This window comes from Azospirillum sp. B4 (assembly GCF_000333275.1).
Classification (GTDB): Bacteria; Pseudomonadota; Alphaproteobacteria; order Azospirillales; family Azospirillaceae; genus Nitrospirillum.
In genome coordinates this window covers 132897-153104 of record NZ_BACU01000527.1, presented here as the reverse complement: position 1 = coordinate 153104, position 20208 = coordinate 132897, and the positions used below count along the sequence as shown (strand labels likewise).

The window sequence follows — 20208 nt, the reverse complement described above, 5'->3', positions numbered from 1 at the left end:
GGAAAGCGTCACCACCTATTGCAGTGCGGGGTCCCCTTGTCGGGCAGCAACGTCGTCATCGTCGAATCGCCGGCCAAGGCGAAGACCATCAACAAATACCTGGGCGATGATTTCACCGTTCTCGCCAGCTACGGCCATGTGCGCGACCTGCCGGCGCGCGACGGCTCGGTGAAGCCGGAGGAAGACTTCTCCATGGAGTGGGAGCTGGGCGACCGCTCCAAACGCCATATCGACGACATCACCAAGGCCGCCCGGGGCGCCACCCGCATCTACCTGGCAACCGACCCTGACAGGGAAGGGGAGGCCATCGCCTGGCACGTCAAGCAGCTGCTGGATGAGAAGCGCATCAGCGGCAAGGTGGACGTGAAGCGCGTCACCTTCAACGAGATCACCAAGTCCGCCGTCCTGGACGCCATCGCCCATCCGCGCGATGTGCACCAGGAACTGGTGGACGCCTATCTGGCGCGCCGCGCGCTGGACTATCTGGTGGGTTTCACCCTGTCGCCGGTGCTGTGGCGCAAGCTGCCGGGCTCCCGCTCCGCCGGCCGGGTGCAGTCCGTGGCCCTGCGCCTGATCTGCGAGCGCGAGTCGGAGATCGAGGCCTTCCGCCCGCAGGAATATTGGACCATCGACGGGGAGTTTCGCACCCCCGCCGGCATTCCCTTCACCGCCCGCCTGGTGGGCCTGAACGGCAAGAAGCTGGACAAGTTCACCCTGGGCAACAAGGGCGACGCCGACGCGGCCCTGGCGGTCATCCGCCCGCTGTCCTTCGCGGTGCGCAGCGTGGAACGGCGCCAGGTGCGCCGCAACCCCTTCCCGCCCTTCACCACCAGTACCCTGCAGCAGGAGGCCAGCCGCAAGCTGGGCTTCGGCGCCACCAAGACCATGCGCATCGCCCAGAAGCTGTATGAGGGCGTGGACATCGGTGGCGAGACGGTGGGCCTGATCACCTATATGCGTACCGATGGCGTGCAGCTGTCGAACGAGGCCATCGACGGCGCCCGCCGCCTGATCTCCTCGGCCTTCGGCAACGAGTACCTGCCCAACGCGCCGCGCGTCTACAAGTCCAGCGCCAAGAATGCGCAAGAAGCGCACGAGGCCATCCGCCCCACCGACATGTTCCGCCGGCCGGACCAGATGGGCCGCTTCCTGGACAAGGATGAGCAGCGGCTGTACGAGCTGGTGTGGAAGCGCACCATCGCCTGCCAGATGGCCAGTGCCGAGCTGGACCAGGTGTCGGTCGACATCACCTCGCCCAAGGCGGAGGCACAGTTCCGCGCCACCGGCTCCATCGTCACCTTCGACGGTTTCCTGAAGGTCTATCAGGAGGACCGCGACGACGCCGGCGATGACGAGGACAAGGACAGCCGCCTGCCGGCCATGAAGGACGGCGACGACCTGGCCAAGGGCGAGGTCAAGTCCGACCAGCACTTCACCCAGCCGCCGCCCCGCTATACCGAGGCCAGCCTGGTGAAGAAGATGGAGGAGCTGGGCATCGGCCGGCCCTCCACCTACGCCAGCATCCTGCAGGTGCTGCAGGACCGGAACTACGTCCGCCTGGAAAAGCGCCGGTTCGAACCGGAGGACCGCGGCCGCCTGGTCACGACCTTCCTGGAGAACTTCTTCAACCGGTATGTGGAGTACGGCTTCACCGCCGACCTGGAAACCAAGCTGGACGACATCTCCGGCGGCCGCATCGACTGGAAGACGGTGCTGCGGGATTTCTGGCGCGACTTCTCCGGCGCCGTGGACGGGACCAAGGACCTGACCATCACCCAGGTGCTTGACGCGCTGGATGAGGCGCTGGGCCCGCACTTCTTCCCCACCCCGGCGGAGGGCGGGCGCGATCCGCGCGTCTGCCCCGTCTGCGGTGATGGCCGGCTGTCGCTGAAGCTGGGCAAGAACGGCGCCTTCATCGGCTGCTCCAACTACCCCGGCTGCAAGTATACCCGCCCCCTGAGCGTCGAGGGCGGGGAGGAAGGCAACGCCGACCGCGAACTGGGCAACGATCCGGAGACGGGCTACCCCGTGTCCATGAAGCGCGGGCCCTACGGCGTCTATGTCCAGACCGGCGCGCCGGATGAGCCCAAGCCCAAGCGCGTGTCCTTGCCGCGCGCCCTGAATCCGCAGGACGTGGACCTGGACATCGCCCTGCGCCTGCTGGCCCTGCCGCGCAGCCTGGGCCCGCATCCCGAGACGGGGCAGGAGATCACGGCCGGCATCGGCCGCTTCGGCCCCTATCTGAAGCATGGCGACGCGTACAAGAACCTGACGCCGGACGACGACGTTCTGACCATCGGCCTGAACCGGGCGACGGTGCTGCTGGCCGGTGTGGCCGCGCGCAAGACGGTGGCGGGGCGTGAGCTGGGCAACCATCCCAAGGACGGCAAGCCCATCACCCTGGGCAGCGGCCGCTTCGGCCCCTATGTCAAGCACCTGAAGCTGTTCGCCAGCATCCCCAAGGCCATCAACGCCGACACCATCACCCTGGAACAGGCGGTGGAGCTGCTGGCGGCCAAGGCGGCCAAGGACGGCGGCAAGAAGCCGGCGGCGGCCGAGGGCGAGGAGAAGCCGAAAAAGGCGGCGGCCAAGAAGGCGCCCACGAAAGCGGCAACCACCAAGGCGGCGGCCGAGAAGAAGGCGGCCGCCCCGAAGAAGACCACCACGGCGGCGAAGAAGCCGGCGGCCGCCAAAACAGTGAAGCCCAAAACAGTGAAGAAGGCGGCGGCGGGCGACTGAGCCCGCCGCTCCCCAGGTTTAAGGAATCACCATGCCGAAGCGCCCGGAAGGCCCCCGGCGGGCTACGCCCAGGCCGGTGCCGGCCCGCCGCGCGGCCGACGCCCCCTTCCCCACCCGGGAAGAGATCCTGGACTTCATCCAGTCCAGCCCGGTGCCCGTGGGCAAGCGGGAGATCGCGCGCGCCTTCAACATCACCGGCGACGGCCGCATCGTCCTGAAGGAACTGCTGAAGGATCTGGAGACCGAGGGCAGCATCGAGAAGGGCGAGGGCCGCCGCGTCGGCGTGCCGGCCGCCCTGCCCGAGGTGGCGGTGCTGATCGTCAGCGAAGTGACGCCGGATGGCGAAGTGCTGGCCCGGCCCACCACCTGGGCCCACGAGGCGCCGCCGCCGCGCATCTACATGGCCGCCGAGAAACGCGGCCATCCCGCCCTGGCGGTGGGCGACCGCGTCCTGGCCCGCCTGTCGCGCCAACCGCAAGCCGACGGCGAGGACGTTTACGAAGGCCGCACCATGCGCAAGCTGGAGGGCGGCACGGCCACGCGCATCGTCGGCGTCTATGAGCGCGCCCGCGACGGCGGCCGGCTGAAGCCGGTGGACCGCCGCGCCAAGGCGGAATTCGCCGTGGCCGATGCCAATGCCGAGGGCGCGCAGCCGGGCGAGCTGGTGGTGGCCGAACTGCTGCCCTCTTCCCGCCTGGGCCTGAAGCAGGTGCGGGTGGTGGAACGGCTGGGCAGCATCGAGGAGCCGCGCGCCGTCAGCCTGATCGCCATCGCCCAACACGCCATCCCCACCCAGTTCGCGAAAGCGGCGATCGACGAGGCGGAAGCCGCCCCCGAGCCCACGGTGGAAGGGCGCACCGACCTGCGCGACTTCCCCCTGGTGACCATCGATGGCGAGGATGCGCGCGACTTCGACGACGCCGTCTTCGCCGAGCCCGACACCGATCCCAACAACCCCGGCGGCTGGCACCTGCTGGTGGCCATCGCCGACGTCAGCTTCTACGTCCGGCCGGGCATGGCGCTGGACCGCAACGCCTTTGACCGGGGCAACAGCGTCTATTTCCCCGACCGTGTCGTGCCCATGCTGCCCGAGGCGCTGTCCAACGAACTGTGCTCCCTGAAGCCGCAGGTCAACCGCGCCTGCTTGGCGGTCCATATGTGGATCGACAGCCAGGGCCGGCTGAAACGCCACCGCTTCGTGCGCGGCCTCATGCGCTCCGTCGCGCGCCTGACCTACACCCAGGCGCAGAAGGCCCGGGATGGGGAGCCGGATGAGTTGACCGGCCCGCTGATGGACACGGTGATCACGCCGCTATACGGCGCCTTCGCCGTGTTGCAGAAAGCCCGCGACGCCCGCGGCACGCTGGAATTGGACCTGCCGGAACGGGTGGTGAAGCTGGATGAGGCCGGCGCCATCCAGAGCATCGGCGTACGCCCCCGCCTGGACAGCCACCGCCTGATCGAGGAATTCATGATCGCCGCCAACGTGGCGGCGGCGGAGGCGCTGGAAGCCAAGCACAGCCCCTGCATGTACCGCGTGCACGCCGAACCGGCGCGCGACAAGCTGGAGGCGCTGCGCCAGTTCCTGGGCTCCCTGGGCTACACCCTGGCCAAGGGCCAGGTAATGAAGCCCATCCTGTTCACCCGCATCCTGGCCAAGGCGGCCGACACGCCGGAAGCGGACCTGGTGAACACCGTCATCCTGCGCAGCCAGAGCCAGGCGCTGTATCAGCCGGAGAACATCGGCCATTTCGGCCTGGCCCTGCCCCGCTACGCCCACTTCACCTCCCCCATCCGGCGTTATGCCGACCTGGTGGTGCACCGCGCCCTGGTGAAGGCCTACGGCCTGGGGCCGGGCGGATTGGATGAGGAGGAAGCGGGCCGCCTGGTGCAGGTGGGGGAGCATATCTCCGTCACCGAACGGCGCGCCGCCACGGCGGAGCGCGACGCCCTGGACCGCTATGTCGCGGCCTACCTGTCGGACCGGGTGGGCGGCACCTTCACCGGCCGCATCGGCGGCGTCACCCGTTTCGGCTTGTTCGTCACCCTGGACGAGACGGGCGCCGACGGCCTGGTGCCCATCTCCACCCTGCCGGACGACTTCTACGACCATGACGAGGCCAACCACCAGCTGGTGGGCCGCCGCTGGGGCCGCACCTATCGCCTGGGCACGATCGTCAAGGTGCGGCTGGTGGAAGCCGACCGCATTTCCGGCAGCATGGTCTTCGCCCTGCTGGGCGAGGACACCGACGACGCGCCCTGGCTGGCCGGCGGCAAATTCGACGGTAAGGGCGGCCGCGCCCGCCTGACCAGGACGGCCGCCACCAAGGCCCGCGTCAAGCGGCCCCCGCTGAAGGATAAATGAATGAGCCAGTTCATCGGTAGCGTCGCCCTGATCGTGCGTGACTATGACGAGGCCAAGGCGTGGTACCGCGATGTCCTGGGCTTCAACGCGGTGGAGGACACCGACCTGGGCGGGGGCAAGCGCTGGGTGGTGATGGCGCCGCCGGGATCAAATGAGACGCGTCTGCTGTTGGCCAAGGCGGTGGGGGCGGAGCAGGAGGCCGCCATCGGCAACCAGGCGGGCGGCCGCGTCTTCCTGTTCCTGCGCACCGACGATTTCTGGCGCGATTACCACCGCATGACGGTCGCCGGCGTCACCTTCTGTGAGGAGCCGCGGGTGGAGGCCTATGGCACCGTCGTCGTGTTCCAGGATCTCTACGGCACACGCTGGGATCTGCTGCAGCTGAACAGCTGATTCGCCTGGTTCACAATTCCCACAAATCACAACAAGTGTTGATGGCAGAGCTGACGTCCGGCAAACGCGTCTGGACCATGGCTCCGGCCGTACCCATCATCTAGGCCATGACGACCGACCCCGTCCCTCCCGTCGATGAACACCCGAGGGCAGCCCGCGAGGCCCGCGTCGCCCGGATGGAGGACATCATGATGGACACGGACACCCTGGCCGACGCGCCGGAGGAGATCATCGCCCCACCCAAGGGCATGGCCGGCACGGCCATGATGCGTGGCATCCGCCGCTGCTGCCCCAACTGCGGCGCGCACACCCTGTTCGTCGGCTACACCAAGGTGGCGCCGGTCTGCACCAACTGCGGGCTGGAGACGGGCAAATTCCGCGCCGACGACGCGCCGCCCTACTTTACCATCTTCGTCGTCGGCCATATCGTGGTGGGCGCCGCCCTGGCGGTGGAACAGAATTTTCATCCCGCCCTCTGGGTGCATGCCGCCCTGTGGGGGCCGTTGACCGTGGGCCTGTCGCTGGCCTTGCTGCCCCTGTTCAAGGGGGCCGTGATCGGCGTGCAGTGGGCCATGGGCATCCGCGGCTAAGGGACAAAACAAATCGGGAGGTGCTGTGGCCCCTGCCACAGGCTGGGCACGTCCTGTCCGGCACGCCCTGTTGAAATCGGCCTGCATCCGCCGGGGCGCCGCCCTGGGCCGGAGCCTGTCGGCCGTGGCCGGCTTACTGGCCCTGGCGGCTTGCGCCAGTGGTCATGGTGAGCGCGGCGCCGTCACCGCCGAGCAGTTCTACCAAAGCGCCTATGGCAAGATCGACGAGCTGTACCTGGATCCCGTGGACATGCGCCGGCTGGTGGTTGATGGCCTGGTCCATGCCGGCATGGTCATCCCCAACCTGTCGGTGTCGCTGCAACCGGGCGGCACCGCCGTGACCCTGGCCGTGGGCAATCGGGCACCCCACACCTTCGCGCTGCCCAACGGCCCGGAAGTACGGGCCTGGGCCCATGCCGCCGCCACGATCACCGACTGGACGGCGGCGCAAGCCCCCGACCTGACCCCCGCCGACCAGACGCGGGACCTGCTCTACCGCGCCCTGCTGGAGGGGGCGACCGCGGACCTGGACCCCTACAGCCGCTATTCGGTGCCGGCGGCGGCGCGGACGGAGCGGACCCGGCGGGAGGGCTACGTCGGCATCGGCGTGACGCTGGAGGAGACACAGCGCGGCTTCCGCATCATCGCCGTCGCCCCCGGCAGCCCGGCCGCCGTCGCCGGCCTGTGGGTGGGCGACCTGATCACCGCCGTGGGCGGCCAGCCGGTGGACGGCACCGGCGGCGGCACCGCCCTGACGGTGGAGGCGGTCATGGCCCGCCTCAGCGGTCCGGAGGGGACGGGCGTGCCCCTGCGCGTCAGCCGGGGCGCCACGGCGCTGACCGTGCTGATCAGCCGGCAGCGCATCATCCTGCCCACGGTGACGGCGGAGCGGGCGGGCCCGGTGGGCGTGCTGCATGTCAGCCGGTTCAACGCCGGCACGGCGGACGCCCTGGCCGCCGCCGTCCGCCATCTGCGGGACGGGGATGCCACCGGGGCCGCGCCCACCGGCTGGGTTCTGGACCTGCGCGGCAACACCGGCGGCCTGCTGGACCAGGCGGTGGCGGTGGCCGACCTGTTCATGCCCGGCGGCCCCATCCTGAACACCATCGGCCGCCACCCCGACAGCGTGCAGCATTACGACGCCACCCCCGGCGACGTCCTGGACGGCGCCCCCCTGGTGGTGCTGGCCGACGGGCAGACCGCCTCCTCCGCCGAGATCGTGCTGGGCGCCCTGGTCGACAGCGGCCGGGCACTGGACGTGGGCACCACCAGCTTCGGCAAGGGCGTGGTGCAGACCGTGGCACCCCTGCCCAATGGCGGGGAGCTGTTCATCACCTGGTCGCGCATCGTGACGCCCAGCGGCCGCATGTTCGACCACCAGGGCCTGGCCCCCGCCCTGTGCACGGCGGGCATCACCGACGCCGACGCCATCCTGGCCGCCTTGCGGGCCCAGCCCCGCCCAGCCGCCACCCGCGCCGCTTGTCCGGCGGAACGCAACCGGCCGCAAGCCGTGGACCTGAGGGTGGCGGAGACCCTGCTGACCAGCCCCGCCCTGCTGCGCCGGGCCCAATTGGCAAGCCAGACGCTGCTGGCCGACCAGCCGGCGGCCGAGAACAGCCCATAGCCCGGCCGGTCCCGGACCGCCATTCCGCCCGGCGCCCCACATGATCGAATCAGTGGCCCCGCGTTGATGATGATCGGAAGGCCATGGACAGCCGCCGGCGGCGCCTGCCGCCTCATGCGCCGCGCGCATCCCCTGCCCCAACGCCCGTTCCCGGCGCGTATGGCTCTTTGGCCTTGACTCTCAGGTGCCGCTGACTAAAGTGCCGCGACGCCGTGCCCCAGAGGGTCACGGTACGGAATTGATTTTGACCGCCCCCGACCCGCCGCGCCGGCGACCGAACGGGGTTGTCGTAGGTGGGATTAAAGGTCATGGCCAAGCAGAACACCGTGCTGATCCGTCTGATCAGCTCCGCTGAAACCGGCTTCTTCTACGTGAAGAAGAAGAACCCGCGCAAGACGACCGAGAAGCTGGAATTCCGGAAGTATGATCCGGTCGCGCGCAAGCACGTGATCTTCAAGGAAGCCAAGATCAAGTAAGTCCCGCGCGCCCGTATCGGGCGCGCCGTTCCAGGCCCTCGCCCCGCCCAGGCTGGCGGCGAGGATCCGGAACCCGGTGGACACTGATCAGGCGAAGGGCCGCTCCTGGAGCGGCCCTTTCCTATTGGCACGCCCGCGCCCCCGTGACGAACAGGCGTGGGCCGGCCAAAGAACCTTGGGAACGCTGCCGTGGCCCCCTGCCCCATCTTCGTCATCAACCTTGAGCATGACGTGGTGCGGCGCGCGCACATGACCGAACAGTGCGCGCGGTTGGGCCTGGCGGTGGAGTTCGTGCCGGCCGTGAACGGCCGCCAGCTGGGCGACGCCGACCGCGCCGCCTATGACCGCGACCGCACCTTGCGCATCTATGGCGTGGAGATGCTGGACACGGAGATCGGCTGCTATCTCAGCCACTATCGCCTGTACCAGCGCATGGTGCGGGACGACATCCCCGTCGCCCTGATCCTGGAGGACGATGTGGCGCTGAGCCCCGCCTTCCCCCGGATCATCGAGGACCTGCTGGCCGATCCCCGGCCGGAATGGCAGGTGGTGCGCCTGGAATCCCTGCGCAAGCGCGTGCGGGAACCCAGGAACGCCCAGTTCCTGGGCAAACCCGTGAAAGCGTTGCGGGACGGGGAGCTGTACCGCCTGGGCACCCATGTCCTGGGCTTCGGCGCCTATCTCATCCGCCAGGACGGGGCACGGCGCATGCTGGACTACGGCCGCCGCATCTTCATGCCCATCGACCAGACCATGGACCGGTATTGGGAGAACGACATCATCCCCTACCTGGTCCGTCCCATCCCGGTGCACCAGCGCGGCGACATGGATTCGCGCATCGGCGCCCGGCCGGATGGGCGGCATGTCGGCCAGCCCTTGCGCTTGCGGCTGCGCCGCCCGCTGGCAGCGGCTGACCGACAGCGTCGCCAAGCGGCTGTACCGGTTCTGATCGGGCTTCCGGGGAGCGTAGCGGACTGGAAACCGAGGATAAGCCGCCGGATGGCGGCGCCCGGCGCCTGGGGGCTGAATCAAAAAGAAGTCGACAGCCGGGACTGCCGGGCCAGCCGGGGCGTGGTCGATTGCAGGTCCAGGTTGGGATTGAAGCAGGGGTCGGCGTGCATCACGTCCGCCCACCGTTCCACCATATAGTCGATCTCCGCCGCGAAGCGTCGCTGCTTGGCCGGGTCGGTGTCCGGGCCGCGCGACACCGACTCCAGATGGTACAGCTCCGCCGTCGCCGCCCACACCACGCGATATCCGGCCGCGCGCAGGCGCAGACAATAGTCGACGTCGTTGAAGGCCACCGTCAGCGCGCGCTCGTTAAGGCCGCCCAGTTCCTGGTACAGCGACCGCCGCGTCAGCAGACAGGCGCCCGTCACCGCCGACACGTCCTGGGTCAGCGCCGCTCGCCCGAAATAACCGCCCTGCCCGCGCGGTAGCCGGCGATGCACATGGCCGGCGACGCCACCCATGCCGATGACGACGCCGGCATGCTGGATGGTGTCGTCGGCGTAGTACAACATGGCCCCCACGGCACCCACGTCGGGCTGCAGGGCATGCGCCATCATGTGCCCCAGCCAGTCCGGCGTGATCACCACGGTGTCATTGTTCAGCAGGCAGAGATAGTCGCCGGTGGCCATGTCCGCCGCGCGGTTGTTGAGGCGTGAATAGTTGAAGGGGCCGTCGTCGCGCAGCACGCGGATGGCACCCGCCGCCGCCAGGTCCCCCAGATACTCCAGCGTCGCGGCCTCGTCGCTGCCGTTGTCCACCACGATGATCTCGGTATCGGGGTATGTGGACACGGTGCGCAGGCTGTCGATGCAGCCGCGCAGCAGATCCAGCCCGTTCCGGGTGGGGATGATGATGGAGACGCGCGGCAGCGCCGTCAGGGCGTAGTCGACCCGATAATGGCCATCACCGGCGGGGGAGACCGTGCCCGGCCGGCCCAGGCGGACCAGATGATCCTCCACCGCGCGCCTGCCAGCCTGCCAGGCGCCGGGCCCGGCCACCGCCCGCGCGGCGCGATGATAGAGGACGCGGGGGACATGGCGGATGTGGTCGGGGCCTGTCACCGCCGCCACCCGCAGCGCCAGATCATGATCCTCCGCACCCTCGAACCCCGGGCGGTAGCCGCCCGCCGCCAGCACCAGGGCACGACGGAACACGCCCAGGCGGGCGAAGGCGTCCTGGCCCAGCATCAGGGCGGGGTTCCAATCCGGTTTGAAGTTCGGATCGCGGCGGAAGCCATCGGCGTCGATCGTGTCCTCATCACTGAACAGGGCGTCGGTGTCGGGCCAGTCACCCAGTTCCGCCGCCACCCAATAGAGGGCGGCGGGCGACAGCGCGTCCCCCTGGTCCAGCCGGGCGATGTGGTCGCCACCGGCCAGCGCGAGCGCGGCCGGAAGGCGTGCCTCCCGCCCCACGGCCAGCCGGATGCGGCCATCCTGATCGGCCTGGCGGCGCAGGTCTGCCACCACCGCCGGGTCGGCGGCGGGGTCCAGGGCGACACACAGCTCCCAATCGGGATAGAGCTGGCCCCGCACCGACGCGACGGTCCGCTCCAGCGACGCCAGGTCCATCTCCTCGATCGGCAGCAGCAGAGAGATGACGGGACGCGCGGTCAGCGCCGCCACCAACGCCCGCAAACGCTCCAGCGCCGCGTCATCCACCGCCTCATGCGCCTGGATCCAGGCATCGTAGTCGCGGTCACGGCTGAAGCGCGGCTGGAAGGCGGGCGCCGTGGGCCGGCCCTGGTCCCGCCCCTGTTCCAGATAATGAACCAGCGGGTTGACGCCGGCGGCGGCCACGTCCGGGTTGTGGTCCAGGTAGTGGCGGGTGGAGAAGCCGGGGCCGGGGTTGCGGCCGGCGGCGGCACCGGCCGTGAGGTAGTCCAGCACCGGATCGGCGCCACCGGCCACAACTTCCGGATATTCCTGGCGATACCAGTCCGCGTCGAACAGCGCGTCACCGGCCACAAGACGGTACCAGCGGGCCAGCTGGCGACGGCGGCGCAGCTGAGGGCCCAGCCGGCCGGTCAGTGTCCAGCCCAGCCAGCGCAGCGGCGGGCGCAGCCCGGCCGCCAGTCCGGGCAAGCGGGTCAGCAGGGCGCGCAAGGGGGCGGTCAGGCGCCAGGAGGTGCTGGCCTCCATCCCCGCCAGGCGGGCCCGCAGCCATGCGATCTCCGCGGCCAGATCACCGCGCTGCCGTTCCGCCCGGGCCTGGGCCTGGACCAGACGCTCGCGGGTGCGCCGCTCCGCCCGGCGCAACTGGGCGGCCGTGGCCGACAGCTCACGGAAGGCCTGCGACAGCGCGGCCACCGCCTCACCGGGATCGGGATGGTCGGCCAGCAAGGCCGCCAGCCGCCAGTCGGCATCGCCGCGCACCGCGGTTGTTGGTTCCGGGGGCATTGGTTCCGCGGGCGGGGGGGCTGGCGATGGGGCGGCGGCGGACATGGGTTGGGACGGCCCTTCAAGCCTGCGGGAAGGCATGGCCCCCCGACAAGCGGTGGGGCACGGCCTGTGCGCCTTAAAGCACAAACAGCGGCATTTGGGGAGGGAAAGCCCGCCTCAGCGCGGCAGGGTGAGATCCGGGGCGTCCTGCCGGGCCGGCGGCGCGGCATCCGGGCTGCTGTCGGTGACGACGCGGTTGCGGCCGGCGCGCTTGGCCTCATACAAGGCCATGTCGGCCCGACGCAGCAGGCTGTCGCCGGTTTCCATGCGGCCTTCCGGACCCATGGCGCCAACCGCCACGGCCACGCCGATGGAGATGGTGACCGTGATCTGCCCGCCTTCGGCCGTCACGGCGAAAGGCGTCTCGGCGATGCGGCGGCGCAGACGCTCCGCCACCAGCACGCCGGCGGCCAGGTCGGTGTCGGGCATGACGACGACGAATTCCTCACCACCCAGGCGCGCCACCAGATCGAAGTTGCGCAGGTTGCGGCTGGCGCGCAGCGCCACCTCCTTCAGCACCTCGTCACCCACGCCATGGCCGTAGGTGTCATTCACCACCTTGAAATGGTCGATGTCGAACAGCAGGGCTGCCACGGGCTTGTGGTTGTCGCCGCCCCTGTCCAGCAGCCGCGGCAGGTGGGCGCTGAGGTAGCGGCGGTTGAACAACCCGGTCAGGCTGTCGGTCAGGGCCAGGGACAAGCTCTGCTCGTAATTCGCGCGCAGCCGGTCCTGATAGCGCTTGCGCCGGATCTGGGTCCGCGCGCGGGCCATCAGCTCGTTCCGGTCGATGGGCTTGATCAGGTAGTCATTGGCGCCCAGTTCCAGGCCCTTGGCCACGCGGTCGATGTCGGTTTCGTCCGCCACCAGCAGCACCGGTACCTGGCGGGTCTTCTCCTGCGAGCGCAGCTGGGAACAGAGGCGCAGGCCGTCCTCACGCATCAGGGTCAGGCTGATGACGATGAAGTCGAAGTCCCCGGCCAGCGCCTGTTCCAGACCACGGGCGCAGGTATCGGCCGCCACCACCCGGCCGCGATCGCGGCCCAGCGTCTCGGTGATCTTGTCCAGGTCGATGGAACTGTCCTCGACCACCAGCACGTTGGCGCCCTCCGCCGACTGGTTGTGCATGCTGTCGGTGGAGACCAGCATGCCCAGCTGGCCCGAGGTGCTTTCGCGCAAACGCCATTCGTCCATCATCATCTTGAGACGGACCAGGGAACGCACACGGGCGAACAGCGCCACGTCGTTGACGGGCTTGGTCAGGAAATCATCGGCGCCGGCCTCAAGGCCCCGCACGCGGTCGGCGATATCGGACAGCGCCGTGACCATGACGACGGGAATGTGCATGATGGCCGGATCGCTGCGGATGCGCTCACACACCTCGAAGCCGTCCATGCCGGGCATCATGACGTCCAGCAACACGATGTCGGGCGCCTGCGCCTTGATCTTTTCCAGCGCTTCGGGGCCACTGCTGGCGGTGATGACGTCGAAGTACTCGCGCGTCAGCTTCGCCGCAAGCAGCTTGACGTTGGGCAGGACATCATCAACGACCAGGACGCGAGCCGACATGACACCACTTATTCCGGCCGCGGCGGGGATGGCGCGGCTTTATCCAAGGTACCATTGCGCACCCTAATCCAGAAAGCGACGGACTGTCCGGATGAAAGTGGCAACCGAGATCGGTTTAGCGATGTAATCGTCACAACCGGCCTCACGGATACGCTCCTCATCGCCCTTCATGGCAAAGGCCGTGACCGCGACGATGGGAATGTCCCCAAGCTGTTGATCTTCCTTCAACCAGCGCGTCACGTCCAGACCGGAAAGCTCCGGAAGCTGTATGTCCATAAGTATAAGATCCGGACGGTGGGTCCGCGCCAGTTCCACGGCCATGCCGCCATCGCGGGTCTGCACCGTGCGATAGCCGTGCGCCTCCAGCAGATCATTGAAGAGCTTCATGTTCAGCTCATTGTCCTCAACGATGAGGACACATTTGGCGGGGGCGGCAACCGTGGCCATGCAGCAGTCCGTGACGTGTGGCGGCTAAACTAAAGGACAATCCGGGCGGGTGCCACCGCTATCCGGCGCACTTTCCGGTCAGGGCGAGGCTGGTCATTGCTACGTTGCCATGATGGCGATGAATCCCCGTTCAGGCCTTGGTGGTACCCCCCCGGCGCCCCCACATCCATCAGGTAATCCAAAAAAATGGTTAAACCAGGGGGAATCGGCGTGGAAATATCCCGCCGCCATCCCGTGCGCCGATCAGGCCGAGACTCCACCCAGTTGCCGGCACCAAGCCGCCAGGTCCAACAAGCCGACGCGCCCGGTATCGGCGGCGGCGGCCTCCAGCCGGCGGCCGGCGCGCCCAGCGAAGACGGACAAGCGCGCCGGATCATCGATCAGCCGGCCCAGCGCGCGCACCACCACCTCCCCCCGCCGCCGGTCCTGGACGGCCAGGCCTGGCAGGAGGGCGCGCATGGCGATGATGGACCGGCCCACGTCCATGCGCGCCCGCGCCGTGGTCAGCGTGCCGTCGTCCATGCCCCAGGCGGCCAGGCGCGCCAGACGATGGTGATGGCGGTATTCCCAGGCCGCCACCTCCGGCACCGGCGACGCCCCCGTCGCCAGGGTGCGCACGCTGGCGGAAAAGCTGGCCAGCAGGCGCCGCACCTCCCCCCGCCCGTCCACCGGCAGGATCAGGCGGTACGTGATCACGATCCACACCGTGGCCATCAGGATGGCGCCGGCGGCGTTCAGGTAGGCCTGCAGATCGTAGGTCATGGGATTTGTCGGCGCCACCAGGGTCAGGAACAGCAGCGGCATGAAGGCGCCGAAATCCCCCCGCCCCGGCCGCTGCGACATCAGGGCCGCCAGCAGGATGACCGGCCCCAGGGCCAGCGCCAGGCCCCAGAACTCCGACAGGGCGGGCAGGACCAGGAAGGTGACGGGCAGGCCCAGCAGCACCGCCCACAAGGCGGCGCGGAAGGCCTGGAGGCTGACGGCGCCAGGGGTGGACCGGGTGGCCAGCAGGGCGCCGAAGACGCTGGTCCAACTGACCATGGTGGCGCCGGCCGGCCATTCGGTGGCGATCCAGAATCCCGCCGCCAGCCCCACGGAGATCAGGGTGCGCAGGGCGGCGATGGCGGCGCTGGCCCAGGGGCCATCCGCAGGCTCCGGCAGGGTGAAGGTCAGGCGCCGCGCAGGGTCGCGCGCCACCGCCACCCGTATAATCAGGTCCAGCACCTCCCCCAACTGATGGGCCGCAGCCAGCGCCGCCGCGTCGCCGGACCGGTGGGCCAGGCGGACTGCGGCACGCAGGCGGCGACGGGCCGAGGCCGCCGCCCGGCGGAAGGCGGTGGCCTCGCCGGCGCCCAGCGGCTCCAGACAGGCCAGCAGGGGTCCCGTGGCGGCCGGCAGCACGGCCAGCGCCCGGCGCGCGCCATCGGCCCGACCCAGCAGGCCAAACAAGGCGGCCGCGACCACCCGCGCGCCGTCGGCCTGGCGGCGGAAGGCGGCCGATTCCACGGCGGCGTATGTGGCCAGGTCATCCAGGCCCTGCAATTCGGCCAGCAGCTCGCGATGGCGTCCCGGCGCGCCCTGGCCGGCGATGTCCCGCGCCACGGCGGCGGCCACGGCGGCAGTGACGCGGGCCACCCGGCTGTCCAGCCGCCGGGCCGCCGTCACCGGCCACAGCACGCCCGACACGGTCATCTTGGTCAGCACGCCCACCACGATGGCGGCGACACGGGCGGTGGCGATGTCGAAGGTGCGCAAGGGATCGTCCACCGCGCCCAGCGCCACCAGTGCCAGGGTGTAGCCGGCCAGCACGGCGGCGTAGGACCGGAAGCGCCGCAGGCGGGAGGCCAGCGCGACACACCCCGCCAGCCACAGGGTATAGAGCAGCAGGAATGCCTCCGGCGACTGACCGAAGGCGGACATCAGCGCCAGCGCCGCCACCGCCCCCGCCAGCGTGCCCACGATGCGCCACACACTCTTGGCGATGACGGCGCCGCTCATGGGGTGGCTGACGATCATGACCGTCACCGCCGCCGTCTGCGGGCTTTCCAGCTGCAGGGCATAAGCGAGATAGAGCGCCAGCAGGGCCGCGAGCGTCGTGCGCACGGCATGGCCGATGGCGCCCCGGCTGGGGAACAGGGTGGCGAGGACACCGGATGGGGATGGAAAGGGCAAGGGGGAAACCAGGGGCCGGGGGTGGCGGCCCACCCATGAGCGGAACGCCAGCCAGTTCATCGATTATCAGGATGCACCCGGGCCCCGCCTACGGTCCAATATATGGCTGAGCGATTTTCGATATCCAGAACAGACAGGATCATCCCTGTGGACATCCGCCACCTGCGCTACTTCACCGCCGTCGCGGAGGAGCTGCACTTCACCCGCGCCGCAGAGAGGCTGGGCATCCGCCAGCCGCCGCTGAGCCAGCAGATCCAACAGCTGGAGCGGGAAATCGGCAGCCCCCTGTTTCATCGCCTGTCGCGCGGGGTGGAGCTGACAGCGGTGGGCGCGTCGTTCCTGGAGGACGCCCGGGCCATCCTGGCGCAGATCGACCGGGCCCTGGCCAACGCCCGGCAGGTGGCGCGGGGGGAGAAGGGGCGCCTGCGCCTGGGCCTCAGCATGTCGGTCACGGCCCACCCCTGGATCGCCCGGCTGATCCGCGACTACCGCGCCAGGAACCCGGGTGTGCAGCTGACGCTGGAGATGAACGATTTCGGCCAGCTGACCGACGCGGTGCGCGACAACACCCTGGACGTGGCCCTGCTGCGCGGCCGCACGGCGGAGATCCCGGGCCTCAGCTCCTACACCGTGGTGGAGGAGAAGCTGATGGCCGCCCTGCCCGCCGGCCACCCTCTGGCGGAGCGGGACGCCATCGACCTGGCCGACCTGGCGGATGAGGATTTCCTGATGATCTCCCGCACCGCCGGCCCCAACGTCCACGACATCATCATCGCCGCCTGCCGTGAGGCCGGGTTCAGCCCCCGCATCGTGCAGGAGGTGCCGGCCTTCCCGCCCCTGCTGAACCTGGTGGGCGCCGGCCTGGGCGTCGCCGTGGCGCCGGACAGCCTGCGGACCATGCGCCTGGAAAACGTGCGCCTGCTGGATCTGACGGGCGGCTACGACAAGGCGCCCATCGTCCTGGTCTATCGCGCCGCCGAGGGTGCGGCGGCCGTGCGCAACCTGGTGGCCCAGGCGCGCCGCGCCGCCGCCACCGCGTGAAGGAGAGCCCGCGATGCTGGAACTGAAGCTGCTGCGGTCCTTCGTCCTGTTGGCGGAAGAGCTGCATTTCGGCCGGGCGGCGGAACGGTTGCACATCGTGCAGCCGGCCCTGACCCAGCAAATCCAGTCGCTGGAGCGCCAGATCGGCACACCCCTGCTGAACCGCGCCCGGGGCCGCATCAGCCTGACCGACGCCGGCGTCCTGGTGCTGGCGGAAGCGCGCAAGACCCTGGAGCAGGCGGCCCGGACGGAGGCCATCGGCCGCCTGGCCGGGCGGGGGGAGGTCGGGCGGCTGGAGATCGGCTATGTCGGGTCCGCCGGCCTGGGCGACCTGATGCCGACGCTGCTCCGCGACTTCCGGGCCGGCCATCCCGGCGTGGAACTGGCGTTGACGGAGATGGCGGTGGGGTCGCAACTGGCGGCGATTTCCACCGGCACGCTGGATCTGGGCTTCATCCGCCTGCCGCCCTTGAGCCTGCCCCCGCGCGTCGCCGTGCTGCCCCTGGCGCCGGAGGGGCTGGTGGTGGCGCTGGCGGCCGACCACCCTCTGGCGGCATTGGATGCCATACCCGTTGCCCGCCTGGCGACGGAACCCATGGTGCTGCACCACCCGACCAGCGGGGCGGAGCTGCGCAGCCAGATTGACGACCTGTGCCGCCGCCATGGTTTCAGCCCGCATGTCGTGCAGGCGGTGCCGCAGGTGGCGCTGACCATCCGCCTGGTGGCGGCCGGCCTCGGCATCTCCCTGGTGCCGGCGACCACCACCTGGCTGACGGTGGCCGGCGTGGCCTACCGCCCCCTGGCCGATGGCGACGCCCGATATGAACTGGCGTTGGCCCACCGCGAGGACGACCCGGCCCCGGCGGTGCGCGCCTTCGTGGCGCTGGCCGCGAAGGCGGCGGAGGTATGACCGATGACGTGAGACTTTGACTCATGTCGCCGTAGGACGCGACTGCGGCCGCCGGAAGTTTCCGGGGAACGAAGTGGACTGGAAACTGAGGAAGCCTAGCCGCCGGATGGCGGCGCCCGGCGCTTGAGGGACGTATCACTCATCCAAGTCTATCCCCTGCCAGCCGCCGCCCAGGGCCTTGTACAGCGTGATGACATGCTCCACCCGCGCCAGGCGGCTCTCGGCCTCGCGGTCCCCCGCCTGGTAGGCCTGGCGTTCGCTGTCCAGCACCTTGAGGAAGTCGGTCAGGCCGGCGCCGTAGAGCCGGGTGGCATGGGCCAGGGCCAGGGCCGCGTCGTCGCGGGCGGCGGCCAGGGTCTGCTGGCGCCGCGTCTCCGTCTGATAGCCCACCAGCGCGTCCTCCACATCGCGCAGCGCCTCCTTCACCGTGCGCTCGTAGGTGATGCGCGCGGCCTCGGCCTCCGCCGTGGCCATGGCGACGCGGGCGTCGTCGCGGCCGCCGTTGTAGACGGGGCCGGCCACCTGGGCGCCCAGGGAGTAGGTCAGGCTGGCCAGGCTGAACAGTTTGCCCAGGTCCGCCGCCTGGGGCATCAGGGTCAGCGGAATGGCGAAGTGGGGCAGGCTGGCGGCCGTGGCCACGCCGATGCGGGCGTTGGCGGCGGCGTAGCGGCGATCGGCCCGGCGGATGTCCGGCCGGTTGGCCACCACCTCCGACGGCAGGGACACCGGCAGGCTGGCCGGCACGGACAGCGGCGGGGCGGGCTGTGACAGCTCCGCCTCCAGCTCGCCGGGATAGCGGCCCAGCAGGATGGCGATGGCATGGCTCATGCGCGCCACCGTGGCCTCCAGCGGCGGGGTGGCGGCCCGCACCGTCTCCAGCTGCGCCTTGGCCTGGCTGATCTCCAGCACCGTGCCCAAGCCGCGCTGGTAGGCGCGTTGCGCCAGATCCAGCGCCTGGGCCGCCACGGCGATGTTGCGCTGGGCGATGGCCAGACGCAGCTGCGCCGCGCGCAGGCGGGCATAGTCGGTCGCGACCTCCGCCAGCAGGCTGACCAGCAGGGCGCGCCGTCCCTCCTCCGTCGCGGCGATGTCGGCGTCGGCCGCCTCCACCGCCCGCTTGGTGCCGCCGAAGACGTCGATCTCCCAGGTGGCGTCCAGTTCGGCCTGCCAAGTGTGGTAACTGCCGATGCCGGCCGGCCAATCCACACTCTCGCTAGATCGTTGCAAGGCCGGATCAATCCCCAGCCGCACATCCGGCAGGTCGGCGGACTTGGCGACGACCCGGGCGGCGCGCGCCTGGACCAGGCGCTGGCGGGCGATCTTCAGATCCTCGTTATCGGCGATGGCGGCGTTGACCAGGCGGCTGAGCGTCGGATCCTGGAAGCTGTCCCACCAGGCCCGCATCGTGTCCACCCCGGCGGCGGGTGGTAGCGCCTCCGTCCAGCCCTTGGGCAGGTCGTCCAGGGGCACCGGTTTGTAGTCGGGCCCGACGACGGTGCAGGCGGACAGCGTGGCGCCCAACAGCAGCGCCGCCAGGACTTTGCGGCGGATCATGGTTCAGATCCTCGATTCCAGCCGGGCGAGCACGCGGCCCACCAGGCCCTGGGGCCGCCCGGCTTCCTCCCCCACCGAGACGGTGCAGGTCATGCCGGCGGCCAGCACGATGCCCGGCGGCACGGTGTCGATGGCCACGCGCACGGGAATGCGCTGGGCCAGCCGCACCCACGTGAAGACGGGGTTCACGTCCTGCAGGCCATAGGCGTTGGGGGCGCTGTTGCGGTCATTGATGCCGCGGGCCAGGGTTTCGACATGGCCGGCCAGCGGGTTGGCGTAGCCCATCAGCTTGATGCGGGCGGGGTCGCCCTCATGGATGCGGGCCAGCTTGGTCTCCTCGAAATAGCCGGAGACCCAGAAGCTGTCGGTGTCGATGACCGCCACCCGGGGCTGACCCACGGTGGCGTAGTCACCCACCCGCAGGCGCAGGTTGGTGACATAGCCGTTGACGGGGGAGCGGATGACCGACCGCTCCAGGTTCAGGTTGGCCAGGTCCAAGGCCGCCGCCGCCGCGTCCAGCTGGGCGCCGGCCACGTTGGCGGTGCTGCGGAACCGCTCCTGCTCCGCGTCCGACACCACGCCGGCCAGGCCCTGCCGGCGCTGGGCGTCGCTGCGCTTCAGCGCCTGGTCATCCCGGGCGGCGGCCAGCGCGGCGCGCGCTTGCGCCTGGGCGATACGGAAGCGGACAGGATCGATGACGAACAGCACGTCGCCCTTGCGCACCAGTTGGTTGTCATGGACGGGGATGTCGACGATGGTGCCCGGCACCTCTGGCGCCACGTCCACCACCTCCGCCCGGACGCGGCCGTCACGGGTCCAGGGGGCCAGCATGTAGCGCTGCCACAAGGCGCCGATCAGCAGGATGGCCAGCGCCACCATGGC

Annotated in this window: 14 protein-coding genes and 1 pseudogene; 9 read left to right on the top strand and 6 right to left on the bottom strand. The window is 70.0% G+C overall.

Annotation, left to right across the window (positions count from 1 at the left end; translation table 11 throughout):
* The first annotated feature begins 36 nt into the window (after positions 1 to 36).
* From topA to I55_RS38645, 7 genes are all read left to right on the top strand, one after another.
* Positions 37 to 2739: a type I DNA topoisomerase gene (topA, locus tag I55_RS23410; RefSeq protein ID WP_044562983.1), complete on the top strand. Its 2703-nt coding sequence runs from the start codon at positions 37 to 39 to the stop codon at positions 2737 to 2739.
* Between the two features lie 31 nt (positions 2740 to 2770).
* Positions 2771 to 5104 carry a ribonuclease R gene (gene rnr / locus I55_RS23405; RefSeq protein ID WP_252181282.1) on the top strand — a complete coding sequence of 778 codons (2334 nt, stop codon included), beginning with the start codon at positions 2771 to 2773 and terminating at the stop codon, positions 5102 to 5104.
* A complete protein-coding gene (locus I55_RS23400) occupies positions 5105 to 5497 on the top strand; it encodes a VOC family protein (RefSeq protein WP_044562981.1) in 393 nt (130 codons plus the stop codon).
* 188 nt (positions 5498 to 5685) lie between these two features.
* Positions 5686 to 6087, top strand: a complete 402-nt coding sequence (locus I55_RS23395) for a DUF983 domain-containing protein (RefSeq protein WP_252181281.1) — start codon at positions 5686 to 5688, stop codon at positions 6085 to 6087.
* Between the two features lie 25 nt (positions 6088 to 6112).
* Complete coding sequence (locus I55_RS23390) at positions 6113 to 7711, top strand: S41 family peptidase (protein WP_148293924.1); 1599 nt, start codon at positions 6113 to 6115, stop codon at positions 7709 to 7711.
* A gap of 308 nt (positions 7712 to 8019) precedes the next feature.
* On the top strand, positions 8020 to 8187 hold the full coding sequence (gene rpmG, locus I55_RS23385) for a 50S ribosomal protein L33 (RefSeq protein ID WP_044562980.1): 168 nt from the start codon (positions 8020 to 8022) through the stop codon (positions 8185 to 8187).
* A 189-nt stretch (positions 8188 to 8376) separates the two neighbouring features.
* Positions 8377 to 9336, top strand: a complete 960-nt coding sequence (locus tag I55_RS38645; protein ID WP_159107261.1) for a glycosyltransferase family 25 protein — start codon at positions 8377 to 8379, stop codon at positions 9334 to 9336.
* A gap of 74 nt (positions 9337 to 9410) precedes the next feature.
* Here the strand turns inward: I55_RS38645 and I55_RS38640 are convergent.
* The 4 genes and pseudogenes from I55_RS38640 to I55_RS23360 all read right to left on the bottom strand — a co-directional run.
* Positions 9411 to 10385 (bottom strand): annotated as a pseudogene (locus I55_RS38640) (glycosyltransferase family 2 protein); the annotation flags it as partial.
* Positions 10386 to 11753: 1368 nt separating this feature from the next.
* Positions 11754 to 13202, bottom strand: a complete 1449-nt coding sequence (locus tag I55_RS23370; protein ID WP_044562979.1) for a PleD family two-component system response regulator — start codon at positions 13200 to 13202, stop codon at positions 11754 to 11756.
* A 63-nt stretch (positions 13203 to 13265) separates the two neighbouring features.
* The gene (locus I55_RS23365; RefSeq protein ID WP_044562978.1) at positions 13266 to 13649 is read right to left on the bottom strand and encodes a response regulator; all 384 of its coding nucleotides are present in this window, start codon (positions 13647 to 13649) and stop codon (positions 13266 to 13268) included.
* 243 nt (positions 13650 to 13892) lie between these two features.
* A complete protein-coding gene (locus I55_RS23360) occupies positions 13893 to 15881 on the bottom strand; it encodes an FUSC family protein (protein ID WP_044562977.1) in 1989 nt (662 codons plus the stop codon).
* Positions 15882 to 15968: 87 nt separating this feature from the next.
* Here I55_RS23360 and I55_RS23355 point away from each other — a divergent pair, with 87 nt between their 5' ends.
* The gene (locus I55_RS23355; RefSeq protein ID WP_044562976.1) at positions 15969 to 16862 is read left to right on the top strand and encodes a LysR family transcriptional regulator; all 894 of its coding nucleotides are present in this window, start codon (positions 15969 to 15971) and stop codon (positions 16860 to 16862) included.
* Between the two features lie 13 nt (positions 16863 to 16875).
* Positions 16876 to 17772: a LysR family transcriptional regulator gene (locus I55_RS23350; protein ID WP_049974421.1), complete on the top strand. Its 897-nt coding sequence runs from the start codon at positions 16876 to 16878 to the stop codon at positions 17770 to 17772.
* Between the two features lie 135 nt (positions 17773 to 17907).
* Here the strand turns inward: I55_RS23350 and I55_RS23345 are convergent, their stop codons facing one another.
* The gene (locus tag I55_RS23345; RefSeq protein ID WP_044562975.1) at positions 17908 to 19326 is read right to left on the bottom strand and encodes an efflux transporter outer membrane subunit; all 1419 of its coding nucleotides are present in this window, start codon (positions 19324 to 19326) and stop codon (positions 17908 to 17910) included.
* A 3-nt stretch (positions 19327 to 19329) separates the two neighbouring features.
* Positions 19330 to 20205, bottom strand: coding sequence for an HlyD family secretion protein (locus I55_RS23340; RefSeq protein ID WP_044563039.1), 876 nt, complete (start codon positions 20203 to 20205; stop codon positions 19330 to 19332).
* Positions 20206 to 20208: the final 3 nt, after the last annotated feature.